The organism is Ruegeria arenilitoris, assembly GCF_013032855.1.
Classification (GTDB): Bacteria; Pseudomonadota; Alphaproteobacteria; order Rhodobacterales; family Rhodobacteraceae; genus Ruegeria; species Ruegeria arenilitoris.
This window is the reverse complement of the sequence record NZ_WQDA01000003.1, coordinates 125880-143828: the sequence shown is the minus strand read 5'-3', so window position 1 is coordinate 143828 and position 17949 is coordinate 125880. Positions and strand designations below refer to the sequence as shown.

The 17949-nt window shown below is 59.5% G+C and carries 16 protein-coding genes; 14 read left to right on the top strand and 2 right to left on the bottom strand.

Annotation, left to right across the window (positions count from 1 at the left end):
• Positions 1 to 34: 34 nt before the first annotated feature.
• The 10 genes from GOW72_RS10875 (at position 35) to GOW72_RS10830 (ending at position 11039) form a co-directional block, all read left to right on the top strand.
• Entirely contained in the window at positions 35 to 1048 is a 1014-nt protein-coding gene (locus GOW72_RS10875; RefSeq protein ID WP_093961716.1) for a TRAP transporter substrate-binding protein, read from the top strand.
• 78 nt (positions 1049 to 1126) lie between these two features.
• Positions 1127 to 2296, top strand: coding sequence for a mandelate racemase/muconate lactonizing enzyme family protein (locus tag GOW72_RS10870; RefSeq protein ID WP_170366873.1), 1170 nt, complete (start codon positions 1127 to 1129; stop codon positions 2294 to 2296).
• A gap of 16 nt (positions 2297 to 2312) precedes the next feature.
• Entirely contained in the window at positions 2313 to 3155 is an 843-nt protein-coding gene (locus GOW72_RS10865) for a TRAP transporter small permease subunit (RefSeq protein WP_174819626.1), read from the top strand.
• A complete protein-coding gene (locus GOW72_RS10860) occupies positions 3155 to 4777 on the top strand; it encodes a TRAP transporter large permease (protein WP_170357470.1) in 1623 nt (540 codons plus the stop codon). The genes GOW72_RS10865 and GOW72_RS10860 overlap by 1 nt, the downstream gene beginning before the upstream one ends.
• 10 nt (positions 4778 to 4787) lie before the next feature.
• On the top strand, positions 4788 to 5738 hold the full coding sequence (locus GOW72_RS10855) for a phytanoyl-CoA dioxygenase family protein (protein ID WP_170366872.1): 951 nt from the start codon (positions 4788 to 4790) through the stop codon (positions 5736 to 5738).
• Positions 5739 to 5762: 24 nt separating this feature from the next.
• The gene (locus GOW72_RS10850) at positions 5763 to 7265 is read left to right on the top strand and encodes a UxaA family hydrolase (RefSeq protein ID WP_170366871.1); all 1503 of its coding nucleotides are present in this window, start codon (positions 5763 to 5765) and stop codon (positions 7263 to 7265) included.
• A complete protein-coding gene (locus GOW72_RS10845) occupies positions 7262 to 8266 on the top strand; it encodes a Gfo/Idh/MocA family oxidoreductase (protein WP_170366870.1) in 1005 nt (334 codons plus the stop codon). Before GOW72_RS10850 ends, GOW72_RS10845 begins: the two co-directional genes overlap by 4 nt.
• 140 nt (positions 8267 to 8406) lie before the next feature.
• A complete protein-coding gene (locus GOW72_RS10840) occupies positions 8407 to 9294 on the top strand; it encodes an NAD(P)-dependent oxidoreductase (protein WP_170366869.1) in 888 nt (295 codons plus the stop codon).
• A gap of 3 nt (positions 9295 to 9297) precedes the next feature.
• Positions 9298 to 10179, top strand: a complete 882-nt coding sequence (locus GOW72_RS10835; protein ID WP_170366868.1) for a DMT family transporter — start codon at positions 9298 to 9300, stop codon at positions 10177 to 10179.
• Positions 10176 to 11039: a sugar kinase gene (locus GOW72_RS10830; protein WP_170366867.1), complete on the top strand. Its 864-nt coding sequence runs from the start codon at positions 10176 to 10178 to the stop codon at positions 11037 to 11039. The genes GOW72_RS10835 and GOW72_RS10830 overlap by 4 nt, the downstream gene beginning before the upstream one ends.
• Here GOW72_RS10830 and GOW72_RS10825 read toward each other — a convergent pair.
• Entirely contained in the window at positions 11026 to 12222 is a 1197-nt protein-coding gene (locus GOW72_RS10825; RefSeq protein ID WP_170366866.1) for a mannitol dehydrogenase family protein, read from the bottom strand. The two genes, GOW72_RS10830 and GOW72_RS10825, sit on opposite strands and share 14 nt — an antisense overlap.
• The gene (gene uxaC / locus GOW72_RS10820; protein WP_170366865.1) at positions 12223 to 13566 is read right to left on the bottom strand and encodes a glucuronate isomerase; all 1344 of its coding nucleotides are present in this window, start codon (positions 13564 to 13566) and stop codon (positions 12223 to 12225) included.
• Between the two features lie 123 nt (positions 13567 to 13689).
• Here uxaC and GOW72_RS10815 point away from each other — a divergent pair, with 123 nt between their 5' ends.
• From GOW72_RS10815 to uxuA, 4 genes are read left to right on the top strand one after another with little or no spacing between them, the layout of a single operon-like run.
• Positions 13690 to 14706 (top strand): Gfo/Idh/MocA family protein, encoded by a 1017-nt coding sequence (locus GOW72_RS10815; RefSeq protein WP_170366864.1) that lies wholly within the window; start codon positions 13690 to 13692, stop codon positions 14704 to 14706.
• Complete coding sequence (locus GOW72_RS10810; RefSeq protein ID WP_170366863.1) at positions 14703 to 15704, top strand: Gfo/Idh/MocA family protein; 1002 nt, start codon at positions 14703 to 14705, stop codon at positions 15702 to 15704. The genes GOW72_RS10815 and GOW72_RS10810 overlap by 4 nt, the downstream gene beginning before the upstream one ends.
• A complete protein-coding gene (locus tag GOW72_RS10805; protein WP_170366862.1) occupies positions 15701 to 16753 on the top strand; it encodes a Gfo/Idh/MocA family protein in 1053 nt (350 codons plus the stop codon). The genes GOW72_RS10810 and GOW72_RS10805 overlap by 4 nt, the downstream gene beginning before the upstream one ends.
• Positions 16750 to 17931 (top strand): mannonate dehydratase, encoded by a 1182-nt coding sequence (gene uxuA, locus GOW72_RS10800; RefSeq protein WP_170366861.1) that lies wholly within the window; start codon positions 16750 to 16752, stop codon positions 17929 to 17931. Before GOW72_RS10805 ends, uxuA begins: the two co-directional genes overlap by 4 nt.
• Positions 17932 to 17949 lie beyond the last annotated feature (18 nt).

Here is a 17949-nt window from a genome sequence, read left to right as displayed (position 1 = left end):
ACCCGGCGCACTGCTCAACGTCTGGGAGGACAATATGAAAATAGTCAAGACAGCGGCTGTTGCGGCCGTAGCAACGACGATGGCGGCCGGTTTCGCGGTGGCTGAAACGACCAAGCTGAGAATTCAAACCCATTTCTCGCCCGAGACGCTGTCCGGGCAGATGGCGGCAAAATACGTCGAAGACATCCAGGAAATGTCGAACGGCGAAATCGAAGTCGAGATGTTCTACTCGTCCTCGGTGGTCAAATCGGTCGAAACCTTCGATGCCGCGGCGACAGGCATCCTCGACTGCGACATGACCGGCGGCGGCTATCAGACCGGTAAGAACCCGGCCTTCCAGTTCGCGGGCGATCTGCTGGGCGGTTACCAGAACCCCTATCAGCAAATGGCATGGCTGCTGCACGGTGGCGGCAGAGATGCCGTCAATGACCTGTACAACGGCTACGACATGGAATTCATCGGCTGGTGGATCCCGGGGCCGGAATCTCTGGCCTCGACCAAGCCGATCGCCAAGGTCGATGACTTCAAAGACTGGAAATTCCGTTCGCCCCCGGGCCTGGCCACCAAGGTCTTTGCCGAGTTGGGCGCATCGCCGATCGTGATGGACTTCAACGAAATCTTCACCGCTCTGGAAACCGGCATCATCGACGGCGCGGATGCTGCGAACCTGACCAACAACGTGGGTCTGGGTCTGTACGAAATCGCCGGTCACACGAACTATCCCGGCTTCCACTCGATGCCCGCAGACCATCTGGCCTGCCGCAAGGACGTTTGGGACGCGATGCCTGCACATCACAAAAAGATCATGGAAGTCGCGATGGACAGCCTGGCGCTGCACAATGCGACGATCAACGAAGTGCAGAACGCTCAGACCGCCAAGGACCTGAAGGCCAAAGGCGTTCAGCTGTATGAGTGGTCGCCGGAAGATCTGGCCGCCTACCGCGCAGCCGTTCAGGTCGGGTGGACCGAGTTCGCCACGACCCCAGAGGCCAAGGCGCTGTTGGAAAGCCACATCAACTTCCTGCGCGATCTGGGCGCAATGCAATAATCGGGCTTCGGCCATTCAACGACAATCGGAAAGGCCGTGCTGACGGCCTCTCCGAATGTGCCCGGGACCCTGCATTTCATGAAAATCACCAAGATCACCAGCCATGTACTGCAGTACAAGATGCCCGAAGTCCTGGGGTATTCGCAGCAGTATTATGACAAGCGCACAACCCATCTGGTCGAGGTTCAAACCGACGAAGGCGTGACCGGCTGGGGAGAGTGTTTTGGCCCCGGCAACGTAGCAAGAGCCAACAAATCCATCGTTGAACAGGTCATTCAGCCGATGGTTCTGGGGCTGGACCCTTTGGACAAGGACGTGATCTGGCACAAGGTGTACAACCTTCTTCGAGATCATGGGCAAGGCGGAATGCCGATACAGGCGCTGTCCGGCGTGGACATCGCCCTTTGGGACATCGTCGGCAAGGTGGCCGGTTTGCCGCTGCACAAACTCATCGGCGGCGCGCATCGGACAAGCGTTCCCTGCTACGGCTACGGGATGATGCTGCGGGATGAGCCGATCGCCGACCTTGCCGCCCGGTTCAAGGACGAAGCCGCAACGATCAAGGACATGGGGTTTGTCGCCACCAAGATGAAGACCGGGTTCGGACCCAAACCGGACGTACAGCTCTGCGAGGCGGTGCGTCGCGGGGTTGGAGACGACTTCCCCTTCATGGTCGACGCAAATCATGCCTACACGACCTCGGACGCGTTTCATGTGGGCCGCGCCTTGGAAGAGCTTGACGCCAATTGGTTTGAAGAGCCGGTGGCCCCTGAGGATCTTGACGGCTATCGCGAACTGCGCGCGGGGCTGAAGGTCAATATCTCGGGCGGCGAGGCTGTGTTCAATCGCTGGGCATGGCGCGCGCTTCTCGAAAACCGCAGTGTCGATATCGCTCAGCCCGAAGTGTGCGCGTTGGGCGGAATCTCTGAGTATCTGCGGGTTCTTGCGCTGTGCCACGCGCACTTCACCCCGGTCGTCAATCACGTCTGGGGAAGTGCGGTTGCTGTGGCCACCAACCTGCATTTGCTCGCGGCAATGCCGGCAATGCCGGGCGGTCTGCACCCGTGGGAACCGATGCTGGAATTCGACACCACGGACAACAAATTCCGCGACGATCTGCTGACCGTCCCGCTGGCGATACAGAAACAAGTCAAGGCCAACAACGGCCGCGTGACGATCCCGACCGGCCCCGGACTGGGTGTCGAGCCGGACCTGGAATTTATCGATCACCACCGGATCGACGGATAAGGACGAGGGCTACGTGATGCAAAAAAACTCAGGCGGAATACTGGAGTGGCTCATCCCGCTCGCGTTCGTCGCAACGGCCAGTTGGCTCGTCTGGCATCTGCCGGCCTTCCTGTTGGACTGGCTGCCCTACACGTCCGAATCTCTGAAAAGCCAGGTAACGGAAATCTATCTGCGCAGCGACGTGACGCCCGAAATGACCGGGGTTTTCGGCGGATTTGTCGATATTGTCGATATCGGCGCACTGATACTGCTGCCGATCCTTGCGGTGATCGGAACCAAGACCGTCCAGCCGGCCGCGATGGAATACGAGGGCACGACTGCGATGGACCGCTTCGCCCTTTTCATCGGCCGGGTCACGATGATGATGATCGCCATCATGACGGTGGTGATGCTGTACGAAGTCTTCATGCGCTACATCCTCGAAAAGCCGACCGAATGGGCCAACGAGATGACACTGTGGTTCGCCAGCTTCGTGTTCCTGATGTCCGGCTACTATGCCATGCAGCAACGCAGCCATATCCGGATCTTTCTGCTGTATGATGCGGTTCCTCGCTGGTTGCAGCGGGTGTTCGACACGATCTCGACCATCCTGATCGTGATGTTCGCGTTCTTTCTGGTCTACGGCAGCTATCAGCAGGTTTTCGTCAACAAACTCTACAAATGGGAGCTTTATGGCTCGGCCTTCAACCCGCCGATCCCGGCGACGTTGCAGCCCATGGTCCTGATCGTGATCACCCTGGTCGCCATGCAGGCCGTTCTGAACCTGATCGCGGATTGGAACAAAGAACCGGAAATCCACACGGATGAACCGGACGAAGACGAAATTGAAATGATCAAACGAGCGGTGGGACAAGACTGATGGATATTGGAACGATCTCACTCATCCTGATGGTCGCCCTGATCGTGCTTCTGGCGATCGGGATGCCCTTGGGTCTGGCCTCGGCCTCGCTTGCGGTTCTGGTTCTTGTTCTGAAGTTCGAGCCGACACTTCTTTTGAACCCGTTTTCATTCGGCGATGGCATTCTGACCGGACGCCCCGGGACTGGGCCACTCTATATTCTGGCGCAGAAGATATATGGGCTCTTAACGGACTACGTGCTCATATCCGTGCCATTGTTCATCTTCATGGCATCGCTGCTGGAGCGATCCGGGATCGCGCGCGACATGTATTCGTCGCTGAATGTCTGGCTGTCCAGAACGCGCGGCGGCATTGCGATCGTGACCTCGATCATGGCGGTGATCATGGCAGCCATGTCCGGCATCATCGGTGGTGAGGTTGTCCTGCTGGGTCTGATCGCCCTGCCCCAGATGCTGCGCCTCGGCTACGATCAGAACCTCGCCATCGGCGTCATCTGCGCCTCGGGGTCGCTGGGGACCATGATCCCGCCCTCGATCGTTCTGATCATCTATGGGCTGATCACCGAAACCTCGATCAAGTCGCTGTTCACGGCGTCTTTCATTCCCGGCTTCATGCTGGCCTCGATGATCATCCTGTACATCATCATTCGCACGCGGCTGAATCCTCACCACGCGCCGCTTCCGGAACCGGACCCGAGCGACCCCGAACCGGCTGAAAAGCGCAAACTGTTTGCCGCCTTCATGAGCATCGTCGTCGCCGGATTTTCCACCGTTCTGTTTATCCGGGCCGCGTTTTTCGAGCTTTCCGGCTCGAACGCTGCCAGCCAAGGCGAGCCCGCGCGATTGGGGACAGCTGACTACCTGCCCTGGTTTGCCGGTATTACGATCGTCGCCCTTCTGCTGATCTTCTTCGTCTTTGGCAGAGAGCGCGCCAAAATCGGGTGGGAAATGGGCAAAGGCCTCGTCGCGCCGCTGGTCGTCATCGGCGTCGTTCTCGGCTCGATCTATGGCGGGATCACAGGCATCACCGAGGCAGCAGGCATGGGCGCCTTCGCCGTTCTGATCATCGCCATCCTGCGGGGCGAAGGATCGTTCGAGCTGGTTTGGGACAGCTTGATGCGAACGCTCAAATCCACAGGCACCATCATCTGGGTCACCATCGGCGCCGCCGCGCTGGCGGGTGCCTACACCATTGCCGGCGGGCCCCAATACGTGGCCGATCTGATCGTTGGGCAGGACCTGCCGACGATGCTGGTCATTCTGGTTATGATGCTGATCCTGCTGTTCATGGGCGCGTTTATGGATTGGGTCGGCATCGTGCTTTTGATCATTCCGGTCTTTCTGCCGATCGTTCTGCGCCTTCCCATCGAGGAAATCGGACTCATCGGCCAGTTGCAGCCCAGCCATGTCGCGATCTGGTTCGGCGTCGTGTTCTGTATGAACATGCAGGTCAGCTTCCTGTCGCCCCCGTTCGGCCCGGCGGCGTTCTACCTGAAATCGGTGGCCCCGCCGCATATCAGCCTGACGGATATCTTCCGCGGCTTCCTGCCATTCATCGGGATCCAGCTGCTGGCGCTTTCCGTTCTTCTGATCTGGCCGGGCATCATCGCGCTGCTTTTGTGAGGTTGCACCCATGCTGACACAAGATCAGATTGGCAAGTTCCAGACGGACGGATACCTCGTGGTCGAGGATGTAATTCCCGGTGACGTCCTTGATCGGGTGCAAGCCGAATACTCGGATGTCCTGAACCGGCTCTTTGACGGTTGGTACGAAAAAGGGCTGGTCAAGGACGAACCATCCGGGATGTCATTCTGGGACAAACTTCTGTCCGCTTATCAGGCCGGTTGCGACTATTTCCAGCCGCTGGACATCTCATTGCCCGGCGACCGGATCATGGCTGACACACCGTTCCATATAGGACCCGCAGTGTTCGACTTGCTGACGGCCCAGCCCATGCTTGACATCGTCGAGCAGTTGATCGGGCCAGAGTTGGTCAGCAATCCGATCCAGCACGTTCGGCTGAAGCCCCCTGCCCTCAAGCTGTCCAAGGACGAGGTGCGGGCGCATATAACCGCAACGGACTGGCATCAGGACCGGGCAGTTGCGTTGGAGGATGCGGACCAGACCGACATGGTCACGGTCTGGATTGCCGTCAACGATGCAACGGTCGAAAACGGCTGCCTGCAAGTGCTGCCTAAGGCAAAGGGCCAATCCATCCTGCCGCATTGCGCGCGGACGCAGACAGGCATTGCCGACGGATTCATTGACGAAGACCGAGCCGTGCCCTTGCCCGTCAAGGCGGGCGGGGTCATCCTGTTTCACCCGCTGACGCCACATGCGTCGCTGGTCAACGAAACGGACCGGTTCCGCTGGTCGTTCGACATCCGCTTCAGTGCGGCAGGCCAACCCACCGGTCGAGACCATTTCCCCAGCTTCATCGCAAGATCCAGATCGCGCCCCGAAACCGAGCTGCGGGATTGGCGTGTCTGCAAATCCAATTGGGAGGCGGCGCGAGCAAGGCTGTCCGGACAGCCGCATATAGATATTCACCGGTGGACATCGGACTCGCCGTTCTGCGCCTAGCTGCAGCCGCCAGGAAAGCTGATTATGACTTTTGTACGTTTAGATCGAACGGATAGTGTGGTGGTTGCAACTCGGCTGCTGGAGGCCGGCAGCGTGGTTGAAGGCGTCACGACCAATGCGCGCATCCCATCGGGCCACAAGGTCGCCACGGCGACCCTTGCACCCGGCGATCCGGTCAGAAAATACGCCCAGATCATTGGTTACGCCACCCAACCGATCCACCCCGGCGATCATGTACACACCCATAATGTCGAGTTCCGAAACACCAGCGTGGACTATGAGTTTGCGACGGATCACAGGCCTATGAGACCCGCCACCTCGGTCGATACGTTCATGGGCTACCATCGGGACAGCGGTCGGGTCGGCACGCGCAATTACATTGCGGTTCTGACCACCGTGAACTGTTCTGCTACGGCGGCCCGAATGATCGCTAACCACTTCACGCCGGACAAGCTTGCCGCGTATCCGAATGTCGACGGAGTGGTGGCCTTTGTCCACGGAACGGGCTGCGGAATGGCAGATTCCGGCGACGGTTTCGAAGCTCTTCAACGGGTCATGTGGGGGTTTGCAAAACATCCCAACCACGCTGCCGTTCTGATGGTCGGTCTGGGCTGCGAAATGAACCAGATCGACTGGCTGCTGGACGCATATGGGTTGAAGCAGAGTCCAACCTTCCAGACGATGAACATCCAAAACGTTGCCGGGTTGCGTCGGACCGTGGAAATGGGCATCAGCAAGATCAACCAGATGCTGCCCATTGCCAATGAGGCAAAGCGCAGAGAAGCCCCGGCGTCTGAACTGATGGTTGCGCTGCAATGTGGTGGATCGGACGCTTGGTCCGGTGTGACGGCGAACCCGGCGCTCGGACATGCCTGCGACCTGTTGGTCGCTCAAGATGGCACGGGTGTCCTCGCGGAGACGCCCGAAATCTACGGATCCGAACATCTTTTGACCCGCCGTGCCCTTGACCGCGCAACTGGGGAAAAACTGATCGGACTGATCGATTGGTGGCAGGACTACACCGCCCGCAATCACGGTTCGATGGACAACAACCCAAGCCCCGGCAACAAGCAAGGGGGTCTGACGACCATCCTCGAGAAATCGCTGGGGGCTGCGGCGAAGGGCGGAACCACCCCTTTGACCGGTGTATTCAAATACGCCGAACCCATCACCGCCAAAGGCTTCACCTTCATGGACAGCCCCGGATACGACCCGGCCTCGGTGACCGGCCAGATCGCGGCCGGGTGCAACCTTGTGTGTTTTACCACGGGGCGCGGGTCGGCCTTTGGGTCCAAACCGGCACCAACACTGAAAATCGCCACCAATTCCGAATTGGCGGCGCGTATGCCCGAAGACATGGACGTGGACGCGGGCGACATTCTGACCAAAGGCGTCAGCGTCGAAGAAAAAGGACAGGAGATATACCGACGGCTGCTCCAAGTCGCCTCCGGCGCGCGAACCAAGTCCGAGGCACAGGGCTTGGGTGATTACGAATTCGTTCCCTGGCAAATCGGAGCGGTGATGTGAAACAGATCCTCGTAGCCGGCGGCGGATTGATCGGTATCCGCCACGTCCGCGCCGTCATTGAGCATCCCGGCTGCACGTTGGTCGGGTTGGCCGATCCGGATGGCTCAATCCAGATCGACGCGCCGCGTTTTGCCAGTATGGACGAGGTGCAGGACACAGTGGATGGTGTCATCATCGCGACGCCGACCCGCCTGCATGCCGAACATGGCATTCTGGCCGCATCCCGCGGTTGGAATATGCTGATCGAAAAGCCGGTTGCCGCGTCGGTCGATGATGCCCTGCGCCTTAAGACGGCCGTTAGCGAGGCCAATGTCCGCAGCCTGGTCGGCCACCATAGGCGGTACCACACAACCTTGCAGCACCTGAAGGAGGTGATCGCGCAAGGTACGATCGGACAAGTCATCAACGTCTCGTTGCTGTGGGCCATGCGTAAACCCGACAGCTATTTTGAACAGAACTGGCGGACTTCCGATGGCAGCCCGGTGATGATCAATCTGGTGCACGATATCGATGTCCTGCGCTTTGTGATCGGAGAAATCTCGGATGTCGTCGCCCTGCCCGGCGCGTCGATCCGCGGATCGGATCGGATCGAAAGCGGCGCTGTCGCGATCGCATTCGAAAACGGCGCGACGGGTACCATCAGCTTTGCCGACACCGCGCCCAGCCCTTGGGGGTTTGAAGCCGGAACCGGCGAAAATCCGAACATCGGCACGACCCGCCAGGACATGATGTGGATCACGGGAACCAGGGGCGCCTTCAGTTTTCCATCCATGACCCTGTGGCGCGGACAGGATTGGGGCACTGCGGCCCAAAAAGACCAACTTCCAAGGCCGGACCAGACACGCACACCGCTGGAGGCGCAACTGGATCACTTCCTTGACGTGATCGATGGCGCCCCACCTTTGATCGACGTCCGGGATGCAGCCCGGACGCTCGAAGTCACATCACGCATCGAACAGGAGCTGAAGGCGCGAACCGCTCGAGCGCGGGCGCCGGCCTGACTGAGACGCGGCAGAGCAAAATTTCGGACCATTCAAAAGACCAATGACTATTCCCCGGGCAATATGAGCAATCAGACTGCAAATCCGCCCGCGACAGACACAAGAATGATAACCAGACTTATTCACGGAAAGGGAAACCAATGAGCAAACCATCAATTGGGTTTATCGGCCTTGGACTCATGGGCGGAGCCATGGTGAGCCGGCTGTTGGACCAGGGATACTCGGTCACGGTGTTGGGAAACCGCGACCGCACACATCTGGATGCCGCGATTGACCGGGGCGCCCGCGAGGCGCAAAACGCGCGGGAGTTGGCTCAGGCCAGCGACATCGTGATGCTGTGCATGGGAACGTCTGAGCAGGTCGAGGGCCGTATGCGCGGTGCTGATGGAGTGATCGCGGGACTGAAGCCCGGGGCGATCGCCATCGACTTTGGCACTTCGCTTCCGGGCAGTACACGCGCCCTTGCCGAGGAGGTTGCCGCAGCCGGCGGAAGCTACCTTGACGCGCCACTTGGCCGGACACCGTCGCATGCGCTGGAAGGCAAGCTGAACATCATGACGTCCGGCGACAAGGCTGCCTTCGACAAGGCCGAGCCGACACTGAAGGATCTGGGCGAAAACGTCTTCTACCTGGGTCCTGTCGGATCGGGACATACGATCAAGCTGATCAACAACTTCTTCGGAATGACCGTTGCGAACGCGATGGCCGAGGCCTTTGCCATGGCCGACATCACCGGCGTTGACCGCAAGCAGCTGTACGAGGTGATGGCCGCAGGGCCGCTGCATTCCGGAATGATGGATTTCGTCAAAGCCTACGGTGTCGAGAATGATCCAAACCAGCTGGCCTTTGCCATCAAGAACGCCGCAAAAGACCTTGGGTATTATGATCGAATGGCGCGCGAGGCCGGCGTTACCAGCGTGATGTCACAGGGCGCACTTTCCGCGCTGAACGACGCGCGCGACCACGGTCAGGCGGATGACATGGTCAGCCAGATGGTTGACTACTACGTCAAACGTTTCAACACCTGATCTATGGCCGTCACCGCCAACCCCAACGCGGACCTGCCGCGCCTTGGCATCGTGCTGATGCTGACGGCGTGGCTGTTCTTTTCGCTGGTGGACCTTGGGGCCAAATGGTTGGCGTTGGCCGGCGTGCCGGCATTTCAGTTGGCTTTCATGCGTTATGCAGGGCACTTCGTGATCTCTGTGGGCGTGATCGCCAAGGGCGGGATTGAGGCCAGCCGGTTCAAGACCGACCATCCATGGCAGGTCATTAGCCGGGCCTTACTGCTGATCTCAGCAACCGTTTTCAATTTTTATGCCCTGCGGTTTTTGCCCCTGACCGTCGTGTCGGCAATCATGTTTTCCAGCCCGGTCATTGTGTGCTTTCTGTCCGTCTTTGTGTTGAAAGAAAGCGTGGGCCCATGGCGTTGGGCGGCCATCATCCTCGGTTTTCTGGGGGTGTTGGTTGTCGTGCGGCCGTTTGGTTCGGCCTTTCATCCGACCATGCTGCTGATCGTCTACAATGCCACCGCGTTGGCCTTGTACTCGATCATGACGCGCAGGCTGTCGGGGGTTGTTGCCGTGGACACCATGCAATTCTACCTCGGGCTTGCCGGTACGGTGGTCCTGCTGCCGTTCGCCATCTGGTTTTGGATCCAACCGGAAAACACGTGGAGCATGATCGTCCTGATCAGTCTTGGCGTCTTTGGGTGGTGCGGGCATCAACTGCTGACGAACGCGCATCGGTTCGGAACGGCGAACCAGCTGATGCCATTTACCTATTCGTTCCTGATCTATGTTGCGATCTGGGGTTATCTGTTCTTTGACACGGTACCGGACGCATTCACGTTGGCAGGGGCTGCGCTGATCATGGCTGCCGGTCTCATCATCTGGAAAAGAGAAAAGAAATGACGCGAATTGCCTGCATCGGCGAAGCAATGATTGAATTGTCCATGCTGGAAACCGGCGCGAAGGTGGGTGTCGCGGGGGATACGTTGAACACGGCCATCTACATGCACCGCGCAGCGCCTGATCTGCAGGTGGAGTATGTGACATGTTTGGGTGACGACCCGTTCTCGGGGCGCATAGCGGACTTCATCGCCAGCCATGGTATCGGGACATCCGGCATCCACATCATTCCGAACGCCTCTCCGGGCCTGTACGCGATCACGACCTCTGCGGACGGTGAACGCAGCTTTACCTATTGGCGCAGCGAAGCGGCCGCCCGTCAGCTTTTTGCCAATCACGACTTTAGCTCGTTGAACGGCTATGACGTGCTGTACTTGTCGGGGATTTCCGTGGCCATTCTTCCGCATTCGGTAAGGCTTGCGCTTCTGGACTGGCTCGACGGCGCTTCAGTCCGGTTGGTCTATGACAGCAACTTTCGTCCACGTCTTTGGGATAGCGTTGAACACGCCCGGCAGATCAACCAACGGCTTTGGCGGCGTGCGGACATCGCCCTGCCATCCATCGACGACGAGATGGCACTGTTCGGGGAAAGCGCCGAACAGGTGGCGGCGCGCTTTGCGGGTCATCACGGAACCGGGGCGTTGAAGCGCGGAGAGAATGGCCCCCTGTCCATTGGTCAGAGCATTGACCAAACCTATGAGCCTGCCAAAAACGTGCTGGATACGACCGCGGCAGGCGACAGTTTCAACGGTGGGTACCTCGCGGCGTTGCTGACTGGGAAATCACAGGCCGAGGCCCTGATGGCTGGACACAATCTGGCATCCACCGTTGTTCAGTTCCGCGGCGCGATCATTCCCGGATAAACGGCGCGAGATCCTCGGCTCCGACAAGACGCAAAAGCGGCATTAGCGGGTCTGGCTGCTTGGCAGCCAAAGCGATTTCCGACGCGCAAGGATCGTTCAGCGCCCGACCTTTGGCGGTCTCGGACATGCAATAGGAGACCCAGGCCCGCATCCCCGCGATCACCGCCTGAGAGCCGGTCTCACGAAGTGTGGAAACAAATCGATAGGGCAGCTTCTGGCTTCCATCCATCGCGATTTGGTCCAGACGGTGCGCCAACTCGGGGTTTTCAAAGCGGCGCAACAGAGCCTCGGCATAGTCCGGAACCTGTGCTTGGACCGCGGCGGGCAGCGTTGCGCCCGCATCCTTCATCAACTCGGAAACTAGCGGGCGCAGAACCGGGTCTCGGACCGCTTCGTGGACGTAGGTCAGGCCCCGCTCCAACCCGGCATAAGCCAACAGGGAATGGGCCCCGTTCAACATGCGCAGCTTTCGAATCTCGTGCGGGGCCACGTCATCGACCAGTTGCACGCCCGGCCAATCCGGATGCGGTCCGGCAAAATTGTCTTCGATCACCCACTCAGAGAACGCCTCGGTCGGAACGGCCATGGGATCGCCGCTGATTGCGCGTACAGCGTCCGTTGTGGCCGGGGTGATCCGGTCGACCATCGCGTTGGGAAAGCGAACGGCGTCCCAATTGACGTCCAGACCGGCTGCTTTCGCGAAATCGGAAACGGCCGTCTCGAGCGTTTTGCCATTTTCCATACGATTGTCGCAGCTTAGCACCGTCACAGGTTTGCGCCGTTCCGCAAGGCCAAAAGCCAAAAACCCGATCAGAGTCGCGGGCCCCTGCCCTGCCAGATCGGCGGCAATCGCCGGGTCCTGGAGGTTCAGCTTGCCCGCGGCATCAAGATGATAACCTTTCTCGGTCACGGTCGCCGAGATGATCTCGGCATCCGTCATCGCATCGAAAATCGCTGCACGACCCTCGGGCGCGACCAGAACGTCGCGAAGAGCTTTAATGCGCCGGACGTCCTGCCCCTGCACGCACAGATCGTACTCGAAACCCTGCCGGGCCAATCCATCCCGAACCGACGATGAACGCAGGCTGACGCCGACAACGTCCCATCCACCCGCTTGATCGGTGTAGTCCAGCAAATGCGCCCGGGCAAAGTTTCCGAGGCCGAAGTGAAGAATTGTCCCCATCTAACTCTGCAATCCATAAACCTGTTTCGCCAGATCGACCGCCAACAACCGTGCAAGATGCTCGGCACTGTCCCGACCGAAGTAACCGCGCGCAACCTGCTCGGCCAAATGAATCGCCACGCCCCGCCGCCAGAGGTCGTGTCGTGCAGGAATGGACAGAAAAGCCCGTGTGTCGTCATTGAACCCGGCCAGATTGTAATACCCGGCCGTTTCAACGACCTGATCAAAATACCGCGCAATCCCGGCCGGACTGTCGTGGAACCACCAAGGCGGCCCGATCCGAAGGCACGGCCAATGTCCCGCCATAGGGGCCAGTTCACGGGCGTAGGTGCCTTCGTCCAATGTAAAGAGTATGATGCGCAGTTCCGCTGAGTTTCCGACCCGGTTCAACAGCGCCTCAAGGCCCGTGACCCAATCCATCGCGATTGGAATGTCGGCCCCCTTGTCCCGTCCGAAATCCCGCATTACCGCGTTGTTCGTGTTGCGTTTGCTGCCCGCATGTATCTGCATGGTCAGACCATCATCGACAGACATCTGCGCCATTTCGATCAGCATATGCCCGTAGAAACGGCGGGCGTCCTGTTCGGTCCCTTCCCGCCGTCTCAGCCGCTGGTACAGCGCATCTGGGTCCTCAAGCCACTCGGTCTGTACACGTTCGATACCGTGGTCGGTGGCGGTACAGCCCAGTTGGATGAAATAAGCCCGCCGCATCCGCAGCGCGTTGAGATAGCCATCATAGCTGCCCAGATCGCAGCCTGTCAGCTCGGCCAACTTGTCCAGGTTCTTTACGAACTCCGGGTCCGCCCCATCCAAGACCCCGTCTGGGCGGAACGTCGGAACAACCCGCCCGCCCCAACCGCTTGCACGGATCTCCTGATGCCGTGTGAGAGTGTCGAGAGCCGAATCCGTGGTGGCCAGCACCTCGATCCCGAACCTGTCGAACAAAGCCCTCGGGCGAAAATCGGGTTGCGCCAGCTTTTCCGCGATCTTGTCGTAGATCAGATCTGCGGTGCACGAAGACAACTCTTCAGACACGCCCAGCGTTTCATGCAGCACGTAGTTCATCCAGATCCGGGAAGGCGTTCCCAGAAACAGATGCCAATGTTCGGCAAATGTGCGGAAAACGGCGCGAGGATCCTTCTTTCGCCCCTCTTCCCCAACGCCGAGTTCCGACAAGGGAACGCCCTGCGAATAGAGCATACGGAACACGTAATGGTCGGGAACCACCAACAGCTCTGCCGGGTTGGGAAACGGCGCATCGGATGCAAACCACCCCGGATCGCAGTGACCATGCGGAGACACGATCGGCAGGTCCTTGATGCCCAGGTACAGGTCTTCTGCCATCCCATTCAAATTGCCAGTCAATTTTGCCTCCGATACTGCTGCCCGCAATTGTTAACACAGTTTTTAATGGTTGCATCTTTCCCGTTCAAACCCGCAGACTGACCGGGTGATCCGGGGGATTGAATGAATATTGCGCTGATTGGTTTGGGGATGGTTTCCGGCACGCATGTCGCCGCCATTCGGGCATCGGATCAAGGCCTCAGTCTTGCCGGAGTCCTTGGGCGCAATCCTGACAAGGCAGCTGAGTTCGCCCGGCGAAACGAGACCCGCGCATTCGTCTCGGTCGAGAAAATCGCAAACGACCCAAAGGTCGACTTTGCGATCATCGCAACCCCGCCCGATCAGCGCACTGAGTTGGTACGGATTCTTTCGACCGCGTCGAAACCGATCCTGATGGAAAAGCCCATTGAAAGAACACTGGGCGCCGCGAAAGCCATTGTCGAGCAGTGCGAGGTGTCTGGTGTGCCGCTGGGCATCGTCTTTCAGCACCGTGCCCGCGCCGCCTCGCAGGCGCTGAAATCCGCCATTGAACGGGGTGAGTTGGGCGCGATCGCCACGGTCGAGATCCGTGTCCCCTGGTGGCGTGATCAGAGTTACTATGACGAGCCAGGGCGCGGCACTTACGCACGTGACGGAGGCGGCGCCATGATCTCGCAGGCGATCCACACGCTTGACCTTGCGATGTGGCTGCTGGGGCCGATCTCGAACATTCAGGCCGTGATGAGAAAAACTCCTCTACACGATCTCGAGGCTGAGGATTGGGCGGGTGCAGTCTTTGAAATGGACAACGGAGCGGTGGGAACGTTGATGGCAACTACCGCCGAATATCCCGGGTCTGCTGAGTCCATCACGATCCAAGGCACCCTAACCAAAGCGCATCTGGAGTCAGGTGTCCTGACCGTGACCACTTTCGACGGCCGGGAATCCACGGTCGGCGAAACCGCCGCCACAGGCGGAGGGGCCGATCCCATGGCGTTCACACATGCCTGGCATCAGGCGGTCATCGAGGACTTCGCCAAGGCCGTTTCCAGTGGAACACAACCTATGGCCACCGGACGCAGTGCCCTTTTGACCCACGCCGTCATCGACGCGATGCAGATCGCCAATCGAACCGGCCAGAAAACACGAGTCATCTCATGAGCCTGACCTGCGTCGCCCTTGGCCTCGACCACCGCCATATCTATGGCATGACGGAAAACATGCGCGAAATCGGCGTGGACTGCGTCGGCTATTGGACACAGGGCGATCCGGAGACGCTGGCAGGATACGTAAAAAGGTTTCCCGAAATTCCACGGCTGGCCCAACTGGAAGACGCCCTGACCTGCGGCGCGGATCTGGCGCTGATTTCAGCGATACCGGCAGATAGGGCCGCGTTGGCGGTCCGCGCGATGCAGAACGGCATGGATGTCATGAGCGACAAGCCGGGCTGCACGACGTTCGAACAACTCGACCAGATCAAAAGAGCGGTCGCAGACACCGGTCGGATCTGGTCGGTGAACTTCTCGGAGCGGTTCGAAACGCCCGTCAGCACCCGGGCGACCGAGTTGGTCGAGGCCGGTGCCATCGGGCGCGTGGTCCAGACGGTCGGACTTGGCCCGCACCGATTGAACCGGGTGACCCGGCCGGAATGGTTTTTTCAGCGCGACCGCTATGGCGGCATTCTGACCGACATTGCCTCGCATCAGATCGATCAGTTCCTGCATTACACAGGTTCGGAAACCGCTGAAATCACAAACGCTTATGTGGCAAACTACGCAAACCCGAGCGATCCCGGATTGCAGGATTTCGGCGAGATCAATCTGCGCAGCGAGAATGGAACCGGGTACATCAGGGTTGACTGGTTTACGCCGGATGCCTTGCCAAACTGGGGGGATGGTCGTCTGACGATCCTAGGCACCGAAGGATACATCGAGTTGCGGAAATACGTCGATGTGGGTGGAGCCCCGGGGACGGATCATCTGAGCATCGTTAATGGTGACACCTGCCAAAAGATCGACGCATCCGACGCCGGCCTTCCCTACTTTTCGCGCCTCGCCGATGACATCCTCAACCGGACCGAAACCGCAATGACGCAGACCCACTGCTTTACGGTCATGGAACTGGCACTGCGCGCGCAGGAAATGGCGGAACGCAGATGATCAACGTTGCCATCCTTGGTGCAGGTATCGGTGCGCAACATCTGGACGCTCTGGAACGGCTTGACCGCACCTTTTGCGTAGCCGCCGTGGTCGACCAGAATATCGACCGGATCGAACAGATACGGCAGAACTCGGGTTTTCGAGCATTGACCAACATTCAGGACGCTCTGGATGATCCGACGATTGATGTCATCGACCTCTGCCTTCCGCCCCATCTGCATGTACCGACCACCCTTGCCGCACTGGCCGCAGGAAAACACGTTGTCTGCGAAAAGCCTCTTGCGACCTCGATGCAGGATGTGAATCGGATCACGGCAGCCGCAAGCAGCGCGGGCAAGCATGTGTTTCCGGTCTTTCAATACCGGTGGGGCCCGTCACTGGCCCAATTGCGCCACCTGCAACGCGCGGGCCTGACCGGAGCGGTCCAAACTGCCGCGCTTGAAACCCATTGGTCCCGAGGGGCGGACTATTACGCGGTACCGTGGCGGGGGACATGGGCCGGTGAACGCGGCGGCGCGGTTCTGGGCCATGCCATCCACAACCATGATCTGCTGACTCATATCGCGGGTGATATCGCCTGGGTTTCTGCAATGACCACAACGCGGGTCAACCCGATCGAGACCGAAGACTGCGCCGCGATCTGCTTCGGCATGAGTTCCGGCGCTTTGTGCACAAGCAATATCACACTAGGCGCAGCCACGGACGAAACCCGCCTGCGGTTCGTCTTTGAAAATTTGACTGCCACTTCTGGCACCGAACCTTATGCTCCGGGTCAAACGCCCTGGACTTTCGTCGCGCGGGACCCCGTAGATCAAGCCGCTGTCGACGAGGCTCTTGCGGCCTCCGCCGCCGAGCCAACGGGGTTCGAAGGATTTTTTACCGAAGTCGGCAAGGCGCTGCGGTCCGAGGCAAATTCGGCCGTTACGCTGAAGGATGGCGCTGCGTCCATCGGCCTTGTGACGGCGATTTATCACGCGGCGCGCACCGGGCAGCGCGTTGCCCTTCCCATCAGGCCCGATCACCCGCTGTATGAAGGATGGCTGCCATGAAACAATGTTGGCGTTGGTTCGGACCCGAGGATCCGATCGCTCTGGCCGATCTCCATCAGGTCGGGGTTCAGGGTATCGTCACCGCGCTGCATCACATCCCGCCGGGACTGCCCTGGGACGAACCGAGCATCGCCGATCGGCAGGCAGTTCTGGCTGCTGCCGGGTACAGTTGGGACGTTGTCGAAAGCCTGCCCGTCTCAGAGGCGATCAAGACCCAGTCGGCGGACATGGCCGAGCATCTGCAGGCGTACAAGTCCAGCCTCAGGGCCCTGTCCGCCCGTGGCATCAAAGTTGTTTGCTACAACTTCATGCCGATCCTGGATTGGACGCGCACCGCCCTTCGCGCCCTGCAGCCGCATGGCGGAACGGCCATGCTGTTCGACCTGACCGATTTTGCAGTTTTCGACATACATATTCTTGAACGTCCGGGCGCGTCCGAAGACTATTCCCACGCCGTCCAGCAAGCGGCCAAGGATCGCTTCTTGCGCATGCCGGAGGAATCCAAGGCCCAGTTGCAGCACAATGTCACCGCGGGGCTGCCCGGCGCCAACGATCAGTGGAGCGTGCAGGACGTGCGCGCTTTGTTGCAGACCTATGCTCATATAGACCGTGACCGGCTTCGCGCAAACCTGATCGACTTCCTGTCAGAAGTCGCACCAGTCGCCCAAGAACTGGAACTACGCTTGTGCTGTCATCCGGATGATCCGCCGTTCTCCTTGCTTGGTCTGCCGCGGATCATGTCCAGTACCGATGACTACGGCGCCGTACTGGATGCGGTTGATATGCCCGCGAACGGCGCAACCTTGTGTACCGGATCGCTGGGTGTTTCCCCTGAATTCGATGGGCCGGAGTTCGTGCGCCGGCATGGCGACCGGATTCACTTTGCCCATCTTCGGAATACCCGACGCATCGCGGGGTCGGACAGACAGAAGCCGGATTTCTATGAGGCTGCGCATCTGGAGGGCGACACCGACATGGTCGGAACCATTCGCGAGCTGATGGACGAACAACGCCGCCGCAAATCTCAAGGGCGGGACGACTGGCAAATTCCGATGCGACCCGACCACGGACAAGAGCTGCTGAGCGATCTGGGCGGACACAGCACTCCCGGCTATCCACTGATCGGACGAATGCGCGGGTTGGCCGAACTGCGCGGCATCATGGCGGCGTTCTTGTAACGCGTCGGATCAGGCGGT

What these genes read in the sequence shown, in the direction of transcription:
- GOW72_RS10875 (WP_093961716.1), top strand. Translation starts at nt 35, where the DNA reads ATGAAAATAGTCAAGACAGCGGCTGTTGCGGCCGTAGCAACGACGATG.
- GOW72_RS10870 (WP_170366873.1), top strand. Translation starts at nt 1,127, where the DNA reads ATGAAAATCACCAAGATCACCAGCCATGTACTGCAGTACAAGATGCCC.
- GOW72_RS10865 (WP_174819626.1), top strand. Translation starts at nt 2,313, where the DNA reads ATGCAAAAAAACTCAGGCGGAATACTGGAGTGGCTCATCCCGCTCGCG.
- GOW72_RS10860 (WP_170357470.1), top strand. Translation starts at nt 3,155, where the DNA reads ATGGATATTGGAACGATCTCACTCATCCTGATGGTCGCCCTGATCGTG.
- GOW72_RS10855 (WP_170366872.1), top strand. Translation starts at nt 4,788, where the DNA reads ATGCTGACACAAGATCAGATTGGCAAGTTCCAGACGGACGGATACCTC.
- GOW72_RS10850 (WP_170366871.1), top strand. Translation starts at nt 5,763, where the DNA reads ATGACTTTTGTACGTTTAGATCGAACGGATAGTGTGGTGGTTGCAACT.
- GOW72_RS10840 (WP_170366869.1), top strand. Translation starts at nt 8,407, where the DNA reads ATGAGCAAACCATCAATTGGGTTTATCGGCCTTGGACTCATGGGCGGA.
- GOW72_RS10835 (WP_170366868.1), top strand. Translation starts at nt 9,298, where the DNA reads ATGGCCGTCACCGCCAACCCCAACGCGGACCTGCCGCGCCTTGGCATC.
- GOW72_RS10830 (WP_170366867.1), top strand. Translation starts at nt 10,176, where the DNA reads ATGACGCGAATTGCCTGCATCGGCGAAGCAATGATTGAATTGTCCATG.
- GOW72_RS10825 (WP_170366866.1), bottom strand. Translation starts at nt 12,222, where the DNA reads ATGGGGACAATTCTTCACTTCGGCCTCGGAAACTTTGCCCGGGCGCAT.
- uxaC (WP_170366865.1), bottom strand. Translation starts at nt 13,566, where the DNA reads ATGGCAGAAGACCTGTACCTGGGCATCAAGGACCTGCCGATCGTGTCT.
- GOW72_RS10815 (WP_170366864.1), top strand. Translation starts at nt 13,690, where the DNA reads ATGAATATTGCGCTGATTGGTTTGGGGATGGTTTCCGGCACGCATGTC.
- GOW72_RS10810 (WP_170366863.1), top strand. Translation starts at nt 14,703, where the DNA reads ATGAGCCTGACCTGCGTCGCCCTTGGCCTCGACCACCGCCATATCTAT.
- GOW72_RS10805 (WP_170366862.1), top strand. Translation starts at nt 15,701, where the DNA reads ATGATCAACGTTGCCATCCTTGGTGCAGGTATCGGTGCGCAACATCTG.
- uxuA (WP_170366861.1), top strand. Translation starts at nt 16,750, where the DNA reads ATGAAACAATGTTGGCGTTGGTTCGGACCCGAGGATCCGATCGCTCTG.